Consider the following 20,046-nt stretch of genomic DNA (forward strand, 5'->3'; position numbering starts at 1 on the left):
GTCATGCATCGCATCCATGTAGCGTTACAAAGTAGCGCAGAGCTTAGTGGCAGGCTGTAATTATATGGTTGTTGTGCCAGGTGTAAACCGGGCTTGGTAAATAGACGGGCATCTTGTCCGGCCAAACTACCGGCCGGTATTATAACGCCATGCACTGACTTTAAACCCGTGTAGCAGATATGCATTGCTGATATAGCCATCATCAGTACAATAAACCGCCATTCAATTGCACTGAACGGCGGTTCTTGCCAGTATTTGTTTACATTTTAAGGTATCTGTGCCAGCTTTACAGGCAACCAACTAATGTTGCTTGTTTAGCATGGATATTCGCTTTCTTTCTACTTTTATTGAAGTGGCTAACACCCGCCATTTTGGCAAAGCCGCAGAAAATTTATTTCTTACCCAGTCGGCGGTAAGTGCCCGAATCAAGTTACTGGAAGAATACTTCCAGACCAACTTGTTTATCCGGCATCGTAACAGTATTCAACTAACGCCTGCGGGCGAAAAATTGCTGCCTTATGCCCACCAGTTAAGCGATACCCTGGTTGAGGCAAAACGTGAACTGAAACTGGAGTCAGGCGAATACGTGGTCTGTGGCGCCACCCAGCTGGCCAGTGAATTACAGTTATCCTCCACGCTTTCCCATATTCATGAGCATTTTCCTGACTGGTCCGTGAAAGCCGAGATACTGACGCTGGACAACCTGTCCCGTCAGTTGCACGAAAGGGTCATTGACCTGGCATTTTCATCCGAACCGCTAAAATCAGAAGAGGTGGTCAGCCGCAAGATTTTTGAAGAGCCACTGGGGCTGTTTGTGGCCAGTCGGTCGGCAGATGCCATCAGCGCCGCAGATTTTATCGCGATAGAGTGGGGGACCAAGGCACGTGAGCAGCTTTGTCAGAATTACCCGGCTCTGCGTGAAGCCAAACTTCGGACTAACTCTTTGCGTCTGGCGCTGGCATCATTGGAAGAAGAAGGCGGCTGCGCTGTGTTACCGGTAAGCTTTGGCGGGCGCCCCGGTATGCAAGGGTTTACGCTGGTAACCACCTTTGATACATCCACGGCCTGTGTGTATCTGAATCATCTTAAAACGGTTAAACGTTCGGCGCTGGCCACCATGGTGGATACTCTGTTTTCGCTTAACCCCTCCGATGAGTAAACCGATACCGACATCAGGCGGTATCCATCTCACTGTGTTGTGTTGCGCGGGTATGATGCTTAACGCAGGCGTAAGCACAGACTTTGTGCGACAATAGTCCGATTATTGAAGTAACGTAACAGGATACATAACCATGAGCTTAGATGAGCATCCATTATTGAATGCCGGCGCTGATGTGCGCATGAAAGAAACGATTGCCAGCATTAAGGACAACCAGAAAGTCTGGATTTTAAAAGATACCGATGGCTGCGTCATGTTGACTACCGATGATGAAGACGGTGTGCCTGTCTGGCCGGATGCTGGTCTGGCATTACTATGGGCGACCGAAGACTGGTCTGATTGCGAGCCACTGGCTATTTCGCAGGAAGACTGGCTGAAAAAGTGGACGCCAGGTCTGATGCAGGATGGCTTGATGGTGATGGTATGTCCGGTGCCTGGCGAAGATGGCGAAGTGATGGACCCTGAATCTCTGGCTGAAAAACTGCTGTAATCGCAATGCACTTCGTGGCCGGTAATCAGCCGCGACAAGACTGACAAACGGTAGCCCTAGGCTGCCGTTTTTGTTTTTTAGTGCCACTAAATCTGGTGATCTGCCCGACCGGTCGTGCCGTTTAAACGGCAATCATTCACAGAACCGGAGCAACTATGCTAACTGAACAACCAACGATGGAAGATCTGTTTGAACAACTGGGACTGGACTCATCCAGTGAAGCCATTGATGCATTCATTGCCAAACATAAAGGCATGAATGAAAGCCGCCATATTGAGCGGGCACCATTTTGGAATGATGGTCAACGCGCCTTTTTAGAAGAAGCAATCGAAGAGGATGCAAACTGGGTGGTGGTGATTGATGAGCTTAATGCTCAGCTGCATCACGAATAATCGCCTTGTTATGCGGCCGCAATAGTGCGATTAATTGCGGCCTGTGTCGTTAGTCTTCTCTTTGTAACATTTGTAAACATTTTGCCGCTGTGCTTTTTACGCTTCATTACTAACGCAAATGCCCGTTTATCGATATGATTGGAACACAAAAACCAATAACGACAGGGACTTTACTTTATGTTGCATCAAAAAACGCTTATTGCCACAGCACTGCTAAGTGTTTTATCTGTAAGCGCCAGCGCCAAAGAAGGCATGTTCACCCCTGAACAGCTACCTCTTATCAGCCAGGATCTGAAACAGACCGGGCTGGAAATCTCCCCGGAAAAACTCAGCGACCTGACCCAGTTTCCCATGGGGGCCATTGTGTCACTGGGAGGCTGTTCAGCCTCGTTTGTGTCTGATACTGGCCTGGCGGTAACTAACCATCACTGTGCCCGCGGCTCGGTGCAGTACAATAGCTCTGCTGAGCATAATTATCTCAAAAATGGTTTTCTGGCCAGCTCGCCGGAACAGGAATTACCCGCCGCACCGGGAACCAAAATGTGGGTAACGGTAGGCTTTTCAGATGTGACAGACGAGGTCATTGGTAGCCTGGATGACGCTATGGATGGCCGCGCCCGCTATGATGCCATTGAACAAAAACAAAAAGCCCTGATTGCTGACTGTGAAGCCGACCCCGGTTACCGCTGTTCCGTTCCATCTTTTTATGATGGGAAAGAATATAAGCTGATTCGCCAGATGGAAATCAGTGATGTGCGTATTGCCTATTCGCCGTCTGATTCGGTGGGCAAATACGGCGGTGATATTGATAACTGGATGTGGCCGCGCCATACCGGTGACTTTGCGTTTTATCGCGCCTATGTAGGCCCGGATGGCAAACCGGCGTCTTACAGTGAAGACAATGTTCCTTATCAGCCTGAGCACGTGCTTAAGGTGTCGGCAGCAGGTCTGGATGATGGCAACTTTGTTATGGCAGCAGGGTATCCCGGATCAACCAATCGTTATGCCCGTTCAGGCACGGTAGAGTATACCTTTGAATGGTTGTATCCCACTTATCTGACGTTGGTTAAACAGTGGATTGACACGATTGAGCAGGCCGCACCGGCCGACAGTGATGCACGGATTAAATACGAGGCAATGCTGGCTGGCCTGAACAACTTTTTGAAAAATACGCAGGGACAACTGGAAGGGGCTCGACGGGTTGGGCTGCTGGACCGTCGCCATCAGCGCGAAGCTGCGCTGGATAAGTGGCTGGACAAGCAAAACCGGCAAACAACCCAGGATACCATCAGCAAGCTTGATGAAGCCGAACAGGAGCAAATTAACACCCGCCAGCAAATTTTCTGGACCAGCATGCTGTCCAGAGCCCAGCTTTACAGTGTGGCGCAGGATATTTACCGTAATGCGGTAGAGCAGAAAAAGCCTGATGAGCAGCGTGAGCCTGGGTTTCAGGCCCGTGATCAGGAAGAAATTAAAGAAAGCCTGAAACGGGTTGATCGCCGCTTTGATCCGCAGGTAGACAAAGCCGTCTGGAGCATGTTTATTGCCCAGTATCTTGACCAGCCTGCTGACGCCCAGAGTCAGCCGTTCAACCAGCAGTTAGGTCTGACATCAGACATGAACAAAGAGCAGGTGATGACAGTGCTGGATAAAGTGTACAAAAAGTCTGGCCTGAATGACGAAGCCCAGCGTCTTAAGATGTTTGAGATGAGTAAAGCGCAGCTGGAAGCATCAAACGATCCGTTTATGCAGCTGGCAGTGGCCACCTTCGACTCGCGTATGGCCACCGAAGATAAACTGAAAGCCCTGACCGGTGATATTGCCAGCCTGACACCCACCTACATGCAGGCAATTATTGACTGGCAGAAAGCCAACGGTAGTCTGGCCTATCCAGATGCCAACAGTACATTGCGCGTGACCTACGGTAATGTTATTGGTGGTTCGCCTAAAGATGGTCTGGTGTATACCCCATTTACCACCTTGCAGGGAATTGTGGAAAAAGACACAGGTGAAGCCCCGTTTGATGCGCCTGAGAAATTGTTGAAGCTGGCCACTGACAAGCAGTTCGGGCCTTACAAACTGGACTCTGTTAACAGTGTGCCGGTTAATTTTCTCAGTGATCTGGACTCCACCGGTGGTAACTCTGGTTCGGCCACGCTCAATAGCAGGGCTGAATTAGTGGGGCTACTGTTTGACGGTACTTTTGAAAGTGTGAATTCAGACTGGGACTTTGATCCTAAAACCACCCGTACGATTCATGTTGATACCCGATATATGCTGTGGGTCATGCAGTATGTTGATGGCGCCACCAACCTGATTGAAGAAATGCATATTGTTAAATAAGCTTTAGTGAGCGGTTCAGGGGTGCAGAGGCACCCCTTTTTTATGTCATAATGATCATTTACTTAGCGATACGGGTATCATTTCAGGTAACCAGTCTGGTTGCGTCGCGTGAAGCCGGTATTCCATCCAGGAGGTCGTTATCTCATCTCATAGTGCACCACTGCCATCATCTGCTGACAGCCTCATCCCGAAAGCGGATGACTTGTGGTTTCTGCCTTTAGGCGGTACCGGCGAAATCGGTATGAACATGAACCTGTACGGGCATGACGGGCAGTGGCTGATGGTCGATTGCGGTGTGAGCTTTGATGAGCCATTAACGCCTCCCTGGAAATCACCTGATAACGGGGCGACCCGCTTTAATGTGGTGGCGCCGGACCCGGTCTTCATTACCGAAAACCGTGACCGCCTGTGCGGTCTGGTCATTACCCATGCTCACGAAGATCATGTTGGCGCGGTGGCCTATTTGTGGCCCCGTCTGCGATGTCCGGTATATACCACTCCTTTTACCGCCGAAGTATTGCGCAGAAAGCTGGCGCAGACCGGGCTGACCGGTAAAGTGCCCATCATTGAGGTGGACAGCCTCTCGCTGTGTCAGGTAGGGCCGTTTAGTCTGCAATGGCTGGAGATTACCCACTCGATTCCTGAACCTTATGCGCTGAAAATCAGCACTCCTGCCGGCAATGTACTGCATACCGCTGACTGGAAAATTGACGCACAGCCGGTGACCGGAAAAGCGTTTGATGCAAAACTCTATCAGGGGTTGGCAGAGCAGAATATTCTGGCTCTGGTGGGCGATTCGACCAATGCCACCCGGCCCGGTTTCTCAATTTCTGAAAGAAACTGTTATGACGGTTTACTGTCCACCATTCGACCTTTGCAGGGCCGGGTGGTGGTGAGTTGTTTTGGCAGTAATATTGCCCGGCTGATCAGTCTGGCCAAAGTCGCCAGCCAGACCGGACGCTATATGGCACTGTTTGGCCGTTCACTGCTCAATATGTATGGTATTGCCCGTAAACTGAATATCTGGCCAGACGATCTTCCTTTAGTGGAGCCGGAGCATCTTGGTTATTTACCCGCCCATGAGGTGCTGGCTGTGGCAACCGGCAGTCAGGGTGAGCCAAGAGCTGCACTCAGCCGAATGGCCCGTGATGGACACCCACAACTAGCGCTTGAGAAAGGCGACACCATCATATTTTCCAGTATTATTATTCCGGGAAACGAAAAGTCGGTGATGACGCTGATCAGACAATTTGAGGGGCAGGGCATTAACACACTGTTAAGTGAAGACAGTACGTTACCTATCCATGCCAGTGGGCATCCGTGCGCAGAAGAACTGGCGCTGATGTACAACTGGGTAAAACCGCAGATAGCTATTCCTGTTCATGGCGAGCCGGAGCATCTGGCGGCTCATGGAGAGGTGGCCAAACGTACCGGCATTAAAAAGCGCTACGTAGGTAGAAATGGCGATTTATATCGTCTTGCGCCGGTCTCCGGCATCCGCCGGCAAGTGGTGAAAACCGGTAGATTGCCGATACAGCAAGATTAAATCTCAATGCATTTCTGGTTAAATATTGTTCTGCTTCTTATAGTTATGTTGCATCCGCCTGAAATAATCAAAGGATGAACCGGCGGGCGTGATGAATACCTCGTTGTGCCTGTGCCACATAACTGGAAGAAAGTGCTATGAAAAAGTTTTGTAAAGTTTCCATCATTATTGCCACAACACTATTATCGTTTGCTGTTTTCGGGCAAGATACAAAGTCAGATGGATCCAAAGTGACTGCGGCGCAGGTATGTGCTGCAGTTCCATTACTGTGTAAGGTAGGTACCCATGGTAATGGCAACGGAAAAATGCCTGCCGATCCGCCAAAAAAATAAGTAGATGGTCTCACAACTGACAGATATTTCCTGGTGGCCGCTCGTGAATGTAGCGGCGCTAATGTTGTACATGTTATCGGTGCGCATGCTCACCGTTTTTTCGTTTATTTTTCTGGGCACGCTGGTGCTGGAGGCACTGCATACCGGCATTGAGTTTTACCTGCAAAGCGTTGGCGCGCTGCAGGACTATTCGCTGTTTGGCTTTCTGGCCTGGTATCTTACATTTGGGTTAAGCGATATGGCCTTTGGCTTTCTTATCATCGCCGCTGCCCGGCACATGGCGCTGCCCCTGAACCGGGTATGCAAACTTCTTATTGGCTTGTTTTTACTGCTGGGCTTTTTGCAGATTGTTACCATGATAGAACGCTTAACCTTACAAAGTGCGCTGGTGGGTGAGGTTTATCCGCTGGTAATTTTTGCTGTAAACACGGCTATTTCGGTCGTTCTATTAGGCTATGCTGCCAAGACGGTGATATCCGCCTGGTTAAATACAGACCGGGCAGCCTGAACCCGGGCACGTTTTACCCGGGTACAGGATGGTGCGCATTTCTACTTAAATGCTTTATGCACGCTTAATCGCCAGAGGTAAAGGCAACTCTCTGATTCGCTGACCCGTTGCGGCAAACAGGGCGTTGGCCAGGGCCGGGGCAAATGGCGGCGTTGGTGGTTCACCCACACCACCGGGAGGAGCGTCGGTATTGATAATATCTACATGAAACTGTCTGGGCGTCTGCTGTATTCTGGCCACCTGATAGTTGTGAAAATTGGTTTGCTCAATCTGTCCCTTGCTGGCAGTAATCTGCCCGATGGCGCAACTCAGACCAAAAATTGAGCCGCCCTCACACTGTGCTTTGACGTGCTCAGGATTAACCACGGTGCCGGCATCAATCGCCACATAGGTTTTTGGAATTGACCAACGTCCGTCATCATCAATCTCCACTTCCACAATGGTGGCTACATAACTTAAAAAAGAGCGATGGGCAGCAAGGCCCAAAAAGCGCTTTTGTGCATGACGGTTATCCCAGTCTGCAGCCTTACATACCGTATCAATGACAGATAACAGACGGCCGGTATCAATGGGATAGGTGTCTATCGGATCACCGTAATTATCGTACTCGGCGCCATCTTCAGACAAATCAATATGCCGGGGCTTGCCAATCAGTTTCTTCAGATAGTCGCGACTATCCTGACCGGCAGCCACAGCCAACTCATCGGCAAAGGTATGAATAGCATAGGCATGATATACATTGGCCACTGAGCGTAACCAGCCAATTCTGACATGATTCTGCGCTTTGCCTTTTTCCAGCTGCATATTGGCAATATCAAACGGGTTATCAATAAAGCCCAGTCGTAGCTCACCGGCGCTGGGTGAGTCTGCTTCAGTGGAAAAGGTCGAGCTGATCGTAGGAAAAACCGTATTGTGGTGCCAGGCAGTGGTGTTACCTTCGTTGTCCATCGCTGCCTTGATGTGCTGAGCGCTGACCGTGTGATAAAAGCCATGCTGGATGTCATCCTCACGACGCCATATCACTTTTACCGGCTGGCCTGCTTCCCGGGCTAACCAGGCTGCTTCAGCGGCAAAATCCGGCTTTGATTTTCGTCCGAAGCCTCCCCCGAGCAGGGTAATATGAATAGTGACATTCTTTTCCGGAATGCCCAGTACTTCAGCAACCAGCGTTCTGGCGGCCTGTGGATTTTGTGTACTGGTCCACACCTCAGCGTGGTTATTTTCAACCCTGGCCGCCGCGGCGGGTGGCTCCATCGGGGCCTGGGCCAGCAGGGGCACATAAAATGTTGCCTCCAGGGTTTTACTGGCCTTGCCCAGCGCATCTGCTACATCTCCGCGCTTTCGCACCACTTCGCCACTTTTTCTGGCAGTGTCGATCAAGCGCTTTTTTTCCTGTGAGGAACTGTAGCGACTGTGCTCATTGGTACTCCAGGACACATCAAGTGCTTGTACACCCTGCATAGCAGCCCAGGTATTTGATGCCAGCACGGCTACGCCGCCCAGCGGTTTAAAATTAGCCGGCGCTGAGGCGGCTGGCAGGGTGATGATCTTTTTCACCCCGGTAACTTTTCTGGCGGCGCTGTCATTAACCGATTCGGCTTGAGTAAACATCACCGGCGGTCGCTGAATAACCGCAATTAGCATGTTATCGAGTGTGACATCCTGCCCAAAGGTTGTGTTGCCACTGACAACAGCATCCATGTCAATACTACGCACACTTTTGCCGGTATACTGCCAGTCTTTACGAGCTTTAGGTTTGACCTGTCCTTCTTCGGGCAAAGGTAGCCCCGCTGCCACAGCGACCAGAGTCTGATAGTCTGCCTGACGGCCGCTACCGTGATGCACAACCTGATGGTTAACACACTGACATTCCTCCACCGGCACATTCCAGCCTTTGGCCGCGGCCATTCTTAGCTGATAAGCGGCGGTGGCGCCAGCCATTTGCAGGCGCTCAAGATTACGCCGGATACTGCGTGACCCATCAGTATTCTGGTCACCGTATTTTTCATCTCCCGGTGCCTGCACTGTAGAAACACGCTGCCAGTCAGCACTGAGTTCATCAGCCAGAATCTGGGTAATGGCAGTACGTATTTGCTGACCCATTTCAGAGCGGTGACAGGTCACAATAAGATCGCCACTGGTATCAATGGTGACAAACAGATTCGGTGTTAATTGGCCGGTGCGGTTTTCAGCCCGGGCAACCGCCATTGCTTTGGGCGCCAGAGTAACTCCTAGCGTCAGACCGGTTGCGGTGGTCATTTGTTTTAAAAAGGTACGCCTGCTATGGAGCAGTGACTGGCTCATGACTGTTCTCCTGCGGCTTGTTTAATGGCCTTTCGGATGCGTGGATAAGTGCCACAGCGACAGATATTACCAGCCATTTCCTGGTCGATTTGCTCGTCACTGGGCGCTGCATTTTTGGCCAGAAGTGATGCCGCTTGCATAATTTGTCCGCTTTGGCAGTAACCACACTGAGGAACATCATTCTCAGCCCAGGCAATTTGTAGCGGATGGGCGTTGTTTTCATCCAGCCCCTCAATAGTGGTGATTGCCTTGCCGTTAACCGCCGCCATTGGTAAACGGCAGGAGCGGGTAGCATTTCCATCAACATGGACAGTACAGGCACCGCATAACGCCATGCCGCAACCATATTTAGTGCCTTTCATATTGAGTTCATCACGCAGAAACCATAATAATGGCATTTGTGGATCGCCATCAAACTGGTGCTTCTGGTTATTGAGGGTCAGGGTAATCATGATAGCCTTCGGACAATGTATTGATTTAATGTTAAGCGCACCATGTTTTCCTGACCGGGTCAACATTTAATCTGCTAACAAGGCGACAAACGGCCTGTAAGGTAATATATCCAGTGTTTATAGTGACGTATGAAAAGGAATTATATAAAACTGCTTGAGTGATAAAACTGGCTTATTATATATTTGTGAAAAACGTGTTAAGTTTAACGCAAAAAAGGAAGGGACATGCCATTGGATTTCACTGCTACTGTTGCCAGCGACGTCACTCAAACACCTGTAACTATGCTTTATAAGTGGGAAGCAGAGCGTGGCGATACTAATTTTCTGAACCAGCCCCGGGGGAACGGGCAGGTTGAGTCCTATACCTGGAAGCAGGTGGCTGATCAGGCCCGGCGTGTCGCTGCGCGCTTGCGAGAGAAAAATTATCCTGCCGGTAGCCGCATCGGTATTTTTGCCAAAAACTGTGCAGAGTGGTTCATCACAGATTTAGGGATAATGCTGGCCGGCCATGTGTCGGTTCCTATATTTGCCTCAGCCGGTGACAAAACTATTCACTATGTGCTGCGGCACGCCGACGTAAAACTCATGTTTTTAGGTAAGCTGGATAATATGGCGGCGCTGGATAGCCTGCCTGACACTCTGGAAACCGTTTACTATGACTATCCGGATCTTAAAGGCACGCATCGCTGGGCTGATTTTATTGACTGTGATCCGATCAGTGATAATCCAGAGCCGAAAATGGATGCCATGATGACCATCATCTACACATCAGGCAGTACCGGGCAGCCTAAAGGTGTGGTACACACGTACCGGACGATTTGCTGGGCCGCAAGAAACTCGCTGAATGCGTTATCGGTGAATACCGACGATCGTTTACTAAGCTATCTGCCACTGGCACATATTACCGAGCGTGTACTGGTGGAACTGGCTGCCTTTTATGCATCCTCACGTATTTTCTTTGTGGAGTCTCTGGATACCTTTCAGCGCGATGTTCATGCTGCTCAGCCCACCTTATTTGTTTCGGTTCCGCGGCTGTGGACTAAGTTTCAGATGGGGGTTCTGGCCAAAATGCCACAGAAAAAACTGAATTTTCTGCTTTCTTTACCCATCATTCGCAATATTGTATCCAGAAAAATTCGGGCGGGTCTGGGAATTGATAAAGCCCGTTTCTGGGCCAGTGGCTCAGCGCCGCTTGCGCCACCGGTAATAGAATGGTTTCACCGGGTGGGCATTAATATCTCAGAAGGCTGGGGCATGACCGAGAACAGTGCCTATGGCACGGCCAGCGTGCCGTTTCGGGCTGATAAGATAGGCACTATTGGCCGCGCTTACGATGGCGTTGATATACGCTTGTCTGATGATGGAGAAATTCAGGTTAAATCGCCCTGTAATATGGTGGAGTATTATCTGGAGCCAGAAAAAACAGCTGAAACGTTTACCACCGACGGCTACCTGAAAACCGGCGATAAAGGGGCCATTGACAGTGAAGGTTTTATTCGGATTACCGGCCGGCTCAAAGACATCTTTAAAACAGAAAAGGGCAAATACGTTACTCCTGCGCCCATTGAGGCGAGCTTAATGGCCAATCCGATTATTGAACAGGTGTGTGTTACCGGTACTAACTTACCTCAGCCGGTAGCGATAGTGGTGTTAAGTGACGTGGCGCGAAAATATGATCGTCAGGGCGTTGGCATGAAGCTGGCCAGTACCCTGGATGTGGTCAATGCCAAACTTGAGGCTCATCAGAAAGTAGACAGAATTATTGTAGTGGACGAGCCGTGGACAGTGGAAAATAACCTGCTTACGCCAACGTTAAAAGTGAAGCGACACATACTGGAAGAGCATTATGAAGGGCTTATCCACGACACCTACAACGAAAAAGTCGAATTTGTGTCAGTAAAATAACAGCGCAGCGATCGGCACAATAACACCCGCTCAGATCTGTGCTTAATCAGTGGCCGTTTGTGTCTGGTTGACGTATGGTATTTATCTAATATAACCGAACCGGCGGCACTGAATAATGAAAAACAGAACATACTGGCAGACAAACAGGTTGTATCTGGGATTGATGTTATTGGCAGGCAGTGTGCAGGCGGGCGATCTGGGGCAGGCGTCGGATAAGCTATGCAGTAAAATTAAACAGTGCACTTACTCTCAACTCGAGAATGATGCTTCCATAACGCCGGAAATGCGTGAGATGCTCAATAATATGGTGGCAGCCATGTGCTATGAAGTTTTAGCTCATCTGGATAGCGCTGCGTTTGGACAGAATGATGAACTGGAGCACGCAGCAACTGAATGTGTGGTCTCTATGGCCGAGCTGAATTGCTCTGCCATAGAAAGCGGAGACGCGCACACACCGGCCTGCGCCCGTTATGAGGCTCTGGCTGAAAAGTACGAACCGCACCAGTAAAGCGATTAGCCCGGGTAGCGCGCCGACAGAGCTGCATAGACCTGTTCAGAGTAATCGGTTGCACTGGTATTTAGTGAATTGAGCACGTCCACCAGATGCTCGTTATCTTCCTGGCCGTTCCATAGTTTGGTATAGGTCCCTTCTTTATAGCCGTTATCCTGACGAAAGAAGTTCAGAATGTTCTTACCCACATACTGACGGTACAACTCATCCGTTGTCATCTCTGCCTGCTCGACGATCAGCATAAACAAAGGAACGCTGAAACGTTTAGCAGCACAAAGGCCCGCCATCAGCTCAAGGTTATCCAGCAGACTCATCTGGTCGCAATGATAAGTATGGCCGTCGAACACGACCTGGGTATGGGTTTCTGCCAGCTGATCAGACAAAGCGGCTGCGGCGGCGACAGCATCTCCCTGATAATCGATTAAACTGGCCGAAAGCGCAAAATGCCAGATATCAACCAGCTCCATCTGCAACTGAGGCAGGTCTTTTTGCTGCGCTTTCCACCACTTCCAGCCGTGGTGCTCAATAGCCTCGACCGATTCAATCATAGCGGCACGCAGATAACCATAGCCGGCGGTCAGCCACTGCGGGTTTACCTTAGCATTCATTTTGTCCTGCAAGGAGAGCATGGTAGCGAGTTGTTGTTGGGATATCATGGTGGTTCCTGTAAAAAATAATGGGCGAATTGTACCTAAGCGATAAGCAACTGCAAAGATGCATTGCTGTCTGCGTTAATTTGGTGCGCTTGCACCACGAAATTAATGAAACCTGTGTGCCAGAAAGCGAAAGAAATGATTAAGTTGTTGATATTGTTGACCAATAATTATTGGCATGGTTGATGTAATACCTACAGTGTTAACTGTGCTGTGATCTGACGCTAACTCTTGTCGGTGCCAGGCAACGCTGATTCAGGGTTGTCAGATTAACGCCCGTAACCTTCACCCATACAGATTTTTCGTGTCCTGAGATCTGTATGGGTTTTTTTCTTTTCAGCTTTCAAATACATCAATTATTTCAATACCTTTTTATCTTTTATGAGACTGGTTGTTACGGCTGGTTTGACTTACTATGAAGCAAAATAAAGCCCGTACAAGGTTATCTTTTGCTAGCGTTATATCCCTCCAATAAACTTGAGCACCTCAGCTATTTACTTGGCGCACTGTTAAAGCAACAGCCTGGCGCTCCTTTGCATCCTGAAACGATTCTGGTTGAAAGCCCGGGTATGCAGCACTGGCTGAATATGGAACTGGCCCGTCAGCGCGGGGTCGCGATGAACCTGCAATTTCCGCTGCCAGTCAGGTTTATGTGGAATACAGCCCGCAGTGTACTGGGTGAAGATAAAGTTCCCCGGCAGTCTGTATACCGACGGGAAGTGCTGGTATGGCGAATTGATAAAATTGTACAAAGCGATGATTTTTGTGCCTTACCGGCAGCCGACCCCGTCTGTGCCTATTGGCAGCATCTTGGCAGCGAGACAGAGCAGGGCGTACAACGCCTGCAGTTTGCCACCGCGCTGGCCGATGTGTTCGAGCAGTATCAGCTGTTCCGGCCAGACTGGCTGTTCAGCTGGGAGCGGGGGGAAACAGTTTTTGATGATCACACTGATGAAGCCTGGCAGGCTATTATCTGGCGTAAGCTGGTTGAGGAAGCGCCGTTACATCCGGCCCGATTACATGAGGATGCAGTTCATCAATTGCAACAGGATGGCTGCGAGGCTCTGCCTGAACGCATTATTGTGTTTGCCATCAATACTATGGCCCCTCAGCTTGTTCAGTTCCTGGATGCATTGTCAGCGCACACGGACATCCATGTATTTCATTTAAACCCCAGTGTGTCTTACTGGGGGGAAGCCAAAAGTGATCGGGAGCAAGCCCGGCTGCTACGACAACAGGGTATTGAGCAGTGGAAAGACGCTGACCAGAATAATCCTTTGTTAGGTAATCTGGGCCAACAGGGCCGCGATCTGTTTAATCTGCTCACCGAACTGGACAGCTTTGAAGTGAGCGCGTTTGACACCGACCTGCCTGACGAGTTGGCAGGACATCCATCAAGACTGGCAACAATGCAGCAGGATATTCTGCACGGCATCAACCCACTGCTGGCACCGCATAGCGAAGATGAATTTGATCCTGAAGACAACAGTATTATTCTGACGAAAGCGCACAGTCCGTTGCGCGAGGTGCAGGGTCTGCATGATCAGTTACTGGCTATCATGAACGAAGACAGTAGCATCGGGCCGTCTGATATCGTGGTGATGTGTCCTGCCATCGAAGAATATGCGCCCATGATTGATGCGGTATTCCACCGTGTCGGGACACCCACAGTCAGCGCGGTATTTTCACTGGAAGAAGACACCCATCCGACCCCGCAGATTCCCTGTTCAATTGCAGACAGATCGCCCCTTGATGCCGATCCGCTTATTGCGGCATTTTTATCGTTACTGAATTTGCCTGACAGCCGTTTCGAAGTCACTAAAATTATGGACTACTTACGCATGGAAGCGCTGCGCAGACGGTTTGGCCTGACCGCCGATGATTTGGAGCTCATGACATTCTGGCTCCGGGAGGCTGCGGTACACTGGGGGCTGGACACCCAGCATAAGTTACAGGTGGCAGGCCATGCCGGGACACCCATGTTCAGCTGGCTGTGGGGACTTGAACGCCTGTTGGTGGGGATGGCTGTAGAAGATGACTATGTGTTGCATGAAAAGCTGCTTACCATTCCTCATGCCGAAGGACAGGCAACCGTAGTGTTGGGTAAGCTTATTGATCTTGTTTATCAGCTAAAACATTATGCCCAGGCACTCAACACGCCGCGAACTGCAGCGCAGTGGCATAGTGATTTGATGCAGATGCGTGATGACTGTTTTACACCGGGAAAAGACCAGCTGGATAGTTGGGAGTCGCTGTCTGCTGCCACTACTGAACTGGTTAGTCAGTGCGCTGAAGCTGGCTATGAAGAAGTATTGTCATTACGTCAGGTACGCGATGTACTGATGAAGCGGTTCTCTTCACCAGATGCCGGCAACCACTTTTTGACCGGGCAGGTAACATTTTGCTCGATGCTCCCGATGCGCAGCATACCGTTTAAAGTCGTTTGTATATTAGGCCTCAATGATGGCGAATTTCCCCGCCAGTCACAGCCTATTTCGATTGATTTAATGGCTGAGAATGGTCGAAAAATTGGTGATCGCTCAAGACGAATGGAAGACAGATACCTGTTTTTAGAAGCACTGATTTCGGCTCGTCAGGTGCTGTATCTGAGCTATCAGGCTAACAGCGCTCAGGATAACAGTGAACGGGAGCCCAGCCTGGTGCTAAAAGAGCTGTTAAGGCTACTGACAACCGGCTACGCGTTTGAGGACAGCCATACACGCCAGTTAGGTTTGCATCCGTTCAGTCCGCAGTCGTTTACCGGCCAGTATGCCGGGTTCGAAAAAGGATGGCTGAGGCTGGCAGAAGTAGTGCGCCATCATCATGACAGAGCGCCATATGCCAAGCCTGATTCACTAACTGATGTAGCGTTACCAGATTATCTCACTGCGGCCCAGCTCGCCCGTAGCTTTACCCATCCGCTTAAATATTTTGCGAATTCGGTGCTCGGCGTATATTTGGATACCGCAGAACCGCAGTTATCAGACGCCGAGCCATTTAAAGAAAACAACTTAGTTCGCTATCAGGTTATGCAGGCTTTAACAGAGGCGCTTAGCGATGAAAATGCTCAGGAACAGGACACCCAGTCTATCATTACCGCAGCAAGGATGAGTGGCAAGCTACCAGACACCCATTTATCAGATGCGCTTTTATCCCGCTGGGAAAATGCCACTCATTTGTTAATGGAAAGCGCTTATCGTCCTGAGGATGACATCGTTCAGGCGGTATGGAAGTCCGCCGCATTTACCCTTGAGGCCGCGGCTTTTAAGGGGCAGTGTCTGAAAATGTGGCATACAGGCAGTGGCAACAATACACAAAGAAAACTGGAACAGTTTATTACCTTGCTGGTGTTTAATGCCGCCGGATATGCGTTGCCGTTAAACGTTTACTTTGTAAAGTGGGATAAAGGACAGCCAACGCTGCGACAAGCCAGCTATGAGGCCGTAACTGAAGAGCAGGCCAGTGAACTGCTGACATGGTTTGGCGAATATTTTGCCAAGCTCGGCAGCGGTCCTGAATGTTATTTCAGTGATGTTGCCTTAAGTTTGTTGGCTAAAGCAAAAGACATCCACCTCAGCGAATGGCTTCAGGAACCTGAAGCTCGCTATGAATGGCAAAAGGTATGGACCGACAATATGTTTTCAGCAGGGCTGGGCAGTGATCCCTACGTCCGCTGGTTTTTTCCTGAGGGGATTGAGGTAAATGAGATGCCTGCCGATGTTTTTGAAACATTATTCAGGCCTCTGGTTGCCAATTACAAGGAGGCAAAGGTATGAGCATCTCTCACCCGATTGTGACCTCGCAACCACTTGATGTGGCAGGCTTGCCGTTAAACGGCCGACATCTTATTGAAGCTAGCGCTGGTACTGGTAAAACCTTTAATATAACAAGACTTTATCTGCGCATGTTGCTGGAAAAAAGACTTAGTGTTCAGCAAATTCTGGTAATGACTTTTACCAATGCAGCGACCGAAGAGATTCGGGGGCGTATCGCTGATACGCTTCAGGAAGCGGCTGACTATTGGCAGCACTTTATCTTAGCGACCCAAAACGACAGCGATGATGCCTTTTTTATCAAGACACCCACAAAAGACAATGACGGTACAGACAGCGTCAGTCCCGTATTAAGTAAGGCACCCATTGATAGTGTGGAACCACTTAACGGCGACCCGCTCTTTTTGGCCTTATACCAGGCGTTTCCCGGACAGCCATACCTGGATATTATCAAAGCAGCGCTGCTGGAACTTGACGAAGCGTCGGTATATACCATTCATGGTTTCTGTAACCGTGTTTTAGGTGAACTGGCCTTTACCAGCGGCGCGGCGATGAAGCTGGGTCTTGAAACAGATACTCGTGATAATTATCTGCTTGCTGCACAAGACTGGATCCGACAAATTGCAGCAGATGAAGATGCCTACAACCTACTGGTTGAAGCAGGCTGGCACACGCCACAAGCGATACAAAAAGAGTTCGAAGCGGCGATTCGCAGTGGCCTTAACCCTGTGGTGCAGTCTGAAAGTGAAATTGTAGCGTCTTATACAAGCTCTATAGCTAAGATGGCTGTCCAGGTAACCAGTCAGAAAAAAGACATTATCCAGCAAATTTCTTCGCACATGTCGGCCATAGATACAGGGCTGGTCAGTGGTGTAAAAGATTCGGCGCTCAGGCAGGAGCAGTGGTCTGACATTCTGAACTGGCTACATGATGAAGACCTTGAAGAACCGCCGGGTACGCTGGCTAAGTTTTTACATGGTGGGCGTTTTCGCAGTAAGCCAGAACTAAAAGTATTACTGGAGCCGCTCAAAGCACTTGCTAAGCAGGTCAAAGACACACTGAGTCAACTTACAGCCGATCGTGATAAAGCCATAGAAAAGCTGCCTGTTTTACAACTGATTACCAAGGGCTTTACGTTTATTAGTGAGCATGTTGCGCAGCAAAAGCGACAACAGGGTATTGTCGATTTTGACGACCTGATTAGCATGCTTGCCGAAAGAATTTCTGCGCCGGACTCCCGATTGGCTGTCCAGTTACGTGAAAAGTATCCGGCAGCCCTGATAGATGAGTTTCAGGACACCGATGCCAATCAGTATCAAATTCTGGCAAATATTTATGCTGCGCCGTGTCAGGAACAGGTATTGATGATGATTGGTGATCCTAAGCAGGCCATTTACGGGTTCAGAGGAGGGGACATTTTTACTTATCTGAAAGCAGGAAAGCAAGCAGACCATCGCTGGGTGATGGATACAAACTGGCGTTCTGTGGCTGATATGGTAAATGCCTATAATCGTCTTTTTTATGGCGCGCCGGTGTCAGGGGAGGCGAAAGATGTATTTGGCTATGGCATACAGTATGAGCCGGTCAATGCTACTAGTTATGCTAAAGCTAATCGTGCACCTTTATGTGATCCGCTCAGCGATCGGGCGGCGTTAACGTACGCTTATGTGGCGTCGCAGGCGGACGCCAAGCCAGCCAAGGCTCAGTTGCAGCAGGATATCGCTCAATGGGTGAGTGATGAGATACTGCGTTTACTCAAGCAGGCTACACTAGGTGATGAACCTCTGGCTCCCCAGGATATTGCCATCTTGGTAAGAAGCGGCCCGGAAGCACAAGTGATTCAGCAGGCACTGCGTAAAGCCGGTATTGCCTCTGTGTTTCTCAGTAATCGATCAAACTTATTTGGCGCAGCAGAAGCTCACGATTTGTATCGTGTATTAGACGGGATATGGCATATGTCAGACCAGTACCGGCTTTCTGCTGCACTGAGTAGCCCGTTGTTCGGTTTTAGCCATGAAATGTTGATCCAGTTGCTTTATAAAGAAGACGATACATTATGGAATGAGGTCATCGCCAGGGTGTCGACGTTAAAGCTGATGTGGCAGCAGCGCGGGGCGATGGCAGTGATACTGCATATGCTCGAATATCAGTTTCAGGCAAAGGGTGATGACACCGAACGCGCCTTAACCAACTATCTGCATCTTGCCGAAGTTCTGGAGCGGGCATCGTCTGAGCAGGCGCACGCAGAGCAGTTATTGATCTGGTTACATCGGCAGATAGCGAATCCGGATGTAGCGCAAGAGCAGACGCAGCGACTGGAAAGTGATGCCAGACTGATTCAGATTGTTACGCAACATGGCTCCAAAGGGCTTGAGTATCCTGTTGTATTTGTACCATTTGCCAGTATTTACCGGGACCCGGCTAAAGTAGGTCCGCAATTTATTCAGTTATATCGTTACTTTGACGAGGATGCTGGTGGGCTGGTATTACAGCTTGGCAAGAACGATGCCGCGATAGAAAAGGTTCGTCAGGAAGGCGAAGCCGAGGCAATGCGCTTGTTGTACGTTGCGGTCACCCGTGCTGCACAGCGCTGCTATCTTGGCGTGGCCCCCTTTGACGGATCTGAAAAATCCTCTCTCGCTGTGGCAATGGGCATGACATCAGATGAACAATGGGAAGAAGTTTTCAGGCGTATAGACAACGAAAATAATTTACATACCCGCTTTGTTTCGATTGAAAGTAGCGCATTGCAGAACCGCGATAAAGTGAATAGCGTTGAGCCCGAGCCTCTGGTAGCGAAAGACTTTAACGGTAACGTGAATGAGCGCTGGCGTCTTTATTCTTTTTCCGCTCTTGCCCGCAGACAGATGACCGTAAATCAAACCCGGCGTGAACTTGAAGAAGAAATACCAGACACCCATGCAAACGTTTCGGCTGATGAGGTACCGCTGCCATATCGATTTACCTTTGAAAAAGGGGCCTCAGCAGGGAACTTACTACACGATATTCTTGAGCTGCATGACTTTAGTCAGCCACAGTGGGAAGAGGCAGGTTTAGATATGGCTGTCCGGTTTGGTATAGACGATGATGACATCCCTGGCTTCTTTGACTGGATTGAAGAAGTGCTGCAGACACCACTTCGTCAGACCGGATTATGTTTAGCGCAGCTAAACCTGACAGCCACTTTAAAAGAAGCTGAATTCTACTTTCCGATGACATCGGTAAATTTTTATAAACTGGATATTCTGCTTAAATCTCATCGGCAAAAATTGGGTCAAAAACATTCTGTGACATTGCCTGTCAGAAATGCAGAAAGCCTTGAAGGGCTCATGCATGGGTTTATCGATCTTATTTTTGAATGGGAAGGAAAGTATTATGTTGCAGATTATAAATCTACGCATCTGGGCAGTAGTTATTCCGAATATTCGCCAGAAAAACTTATGAATAACAATGCGCATCACCTGTATGATCTGCAATATCTCATTTATTCACTAGCGCTGCACCGTTATTTGTCACTACAACTTCCCGACTATCTTCCTGAACAGCACTTTGGGGGCGTTTATTACCTGTATTTGCGGGGAATGCATCCGGATAATGCCAGCAAAAACGGCGTTTTCTTCACCCAGTTAGACACAGAAGAACTCAGGGCTCTTGACGATGCCTTTGGACAAGTTTGAT

Annotated in this window: 14 protein-coding genes; 11 read left to right on the forward strand and 3 right to left on the reverse strand. The window is 49.5% G+C overall.

What is annotated here, in order from left to right; translation table 11 throughout:
* The first annotated feature begins 319 nt into the window (after nucleotides 1-319).
* The 7 genes from EZV72_RS07625 to EZV72_RS07655 all read left to right on the forward strand — a co-directional run bounded on the left by EZV72_RS07625 (nucleotide 320) and on the right by EZV72_RS07655 (nucleotide 6,770).
* Nucleotides 320-1,159, forward strand: a complete 840-nt coding sequence (locus EZV72_RS07625; protein ID WP_137166685.1) for a LysR family transcriptional regulator — start codon at nucleotides 320-322, stop codon at nucleotides 1,157-1,159.
* Between the two features lie 133 nt (nucleotides 1,160-1,292).
* Entirely contained in the window at nucleotides 1,293-1,649 is a 357-nt protein-coding gene (locus tag EZV72_RS07630) for a DUF2750 domain-containing protein (protein WP_137166686.1), read from the forward strand.
* 155 nt (nucleotides 1,650-1,804) lie between these two features.
* Nucleotides 1,805-2,041: a DUF2789 domain-containing protein gene (locus EZV72_RS07635; RefSeq protein WP_137166687.1), complete on the forward strand. Its 237-nt coding sequence runs from the start codon at nucleotides 1,805-1,807 to the stop codon at nucleotides 2,039-2,041.
* Nucleotides 2,042-2,218: 177 nt separating this feature from the next.
* Complete coding sequence (locus EZV72_RS07640; RefSeq protein ID WP_137166688.1) at nucleotides 2,219-4,384, forward strand: S46 family peptidase; 2,166 nt, start codon at nucleotides 2,219-2,221, stop codon at nucleotides 4,382-4,384.
* A gap of 241 nt (nucleotides 4,385-4,625) precedes the next feature.
* Nucleotides 4,626-5,930, forward strand: coding sequence for a ribonuclease J (locus tag EZV72_RS07645; protein WP_137168695.1), 1,305 nt, complete (start codon nucleotides 4,626-4,628; stop codon nucleotides 5,928-5,930).
* Nucleotides 5,931-6,067: 137 nt separating this feature from the next.
* Nucleotides 6,068-6,262, forward strand: a complete 195-nt coding sequence (locus tag EZV72_RS07650; RefSeq protein ID WP_137166689.1) for a hypothetical protein — start codon at nucleotides 6,068-6,070, stop codon at nucleotides 6,260-6,262.
* A gap of 61 nt (nucleotides 6,263-6,323) precedes the next feature.
* A complete protein-coding gene (locus EZV72_RS07655; RefSeq protein WP_137166690.1) occupies nucleotides 6,324-6,770 on the forward strand; it encodes a hypothetical protein in 447 nt (148 codons plus the stop codon).
* A 54-nt stretch (nucleotides 6,771-6,824) separates the two neighbouring features.
* Here EZV72_RS07655 and EZV72_RS07660 read toward each other — a convergent pair whose 3' ends face one another.
* Together EZV72_RS07660 and EZV72_RS07665 are read right to left on the reverse strand one after the other, a co-directional pair.
* A complete protein-coding gene (locus EZV72_RS07660; RefSeq protein WP_137166691.1) occupies nucleotides 6,825-9,074 on the reverse strand; it encodes a xanthine dehydrogenase family protein molybdopterin-binding subunit in 2,250 nt (749 codons plus the stop codon).
* Complete coding sequence (locus EZV72_RS07665) at nucleotides 9,071-9,526, reverse strand: (2Fe-2S)-binding protein (protein WP_137166692.1); 456 nt, start codon at nucleotides 9,524-9,526, stop codon at nucleotides 9,071-9,073. Before EZV72_RS07665 ends, EZV72_RS07660 begins: the two co-directional genes overlap by 4 nt.
* A gap of 225 nt (nucleotides 9,527-9,751) precedes the next feature.
* On the opposite strand from EZV72_RS07665, the gene EZV72_RS07670 reads away from it, so the two are divergent.
* Together EZV72_RS07670 and EZV72_RS07675 are read left to right on the forward strand one after the other, a co-directional pair.
* Entirely contained in the window at nucleotides 9,752-11,431 is a 1,680-nt protein-coding gene (locus EZV72_RS07670) for an AMP-binding protein (protein WP_137166693.1), read from the forward strand.
* A 115-nt stretch (nucleotides 11,432-11,546) separates the two neighbouring features.
* A complete protein-coding gene (locus tag EZV72_RS07675) occupies nucleotides 11,547-11,939 on the forward strand; it encodes a hypothetical protein (protein ID WP_137166694.1) in 393 nt (130 codons plus the stop codon).
* Nucleotides 11,940-11,944: 5 nt separating this feature from the next.
* On the opposite strand, the gene EZV72_RS07680 is transcribed toward EZV72_RS07675, so the two are convergent.
* Nucleotides 11,945-12,598, reverse strand: coding sequence for a dUTP diphosphatase (locus EZV72_RS07680; RefSeq protein ID WP_137166695.1), 654 nt, complete (start codon nucleotides 12,596-12,598; stop codon nucleotides 11,945-11,947).
* Nucleotides 12,599-13,044: 446 nt separating this feature from the next.
* Between EZV72_RS07680 and recC the strand changes: the two genes are divergently transcribed.
* Entirely contained in the window at nucleotides 13,045-16,371 is a 3,327-nt protein-coding gene (gene recC, locus EZV72_RS07685) for an exodeoxyribonuclease V subunit gamma (protein WP_175405071.1), read from the forward strand.
* Nucleotides 16,368-20,045: an exodeoxyribonuclease V subunit beta gene (gene recB, locus EZV72_RS07690; protein WP_137166697.1), complete on the forward strand. Its 3,678-nt coding sequence runs from the start codon at nucleotides 16,368-16,370 to the stop codon at nucleotides 20,043-20,045. The genes recC and recB overlap by 4 nt, the downstream gene beginning before the upstream one ends.
* Nucleotide 20,046: the final 1 nt, after the last annotated feature.

Source organism: Salinimonas lutimaris (assembly GCF_005222225.1).
In the GTDB taxonomy this organism is placed as follows: Bacteria; Pseudomonadota; Gammaproteobacteria; order Enterobacterales; family Alteromonadaceae; genus Alteromonas; species Alteromonas lutimaris.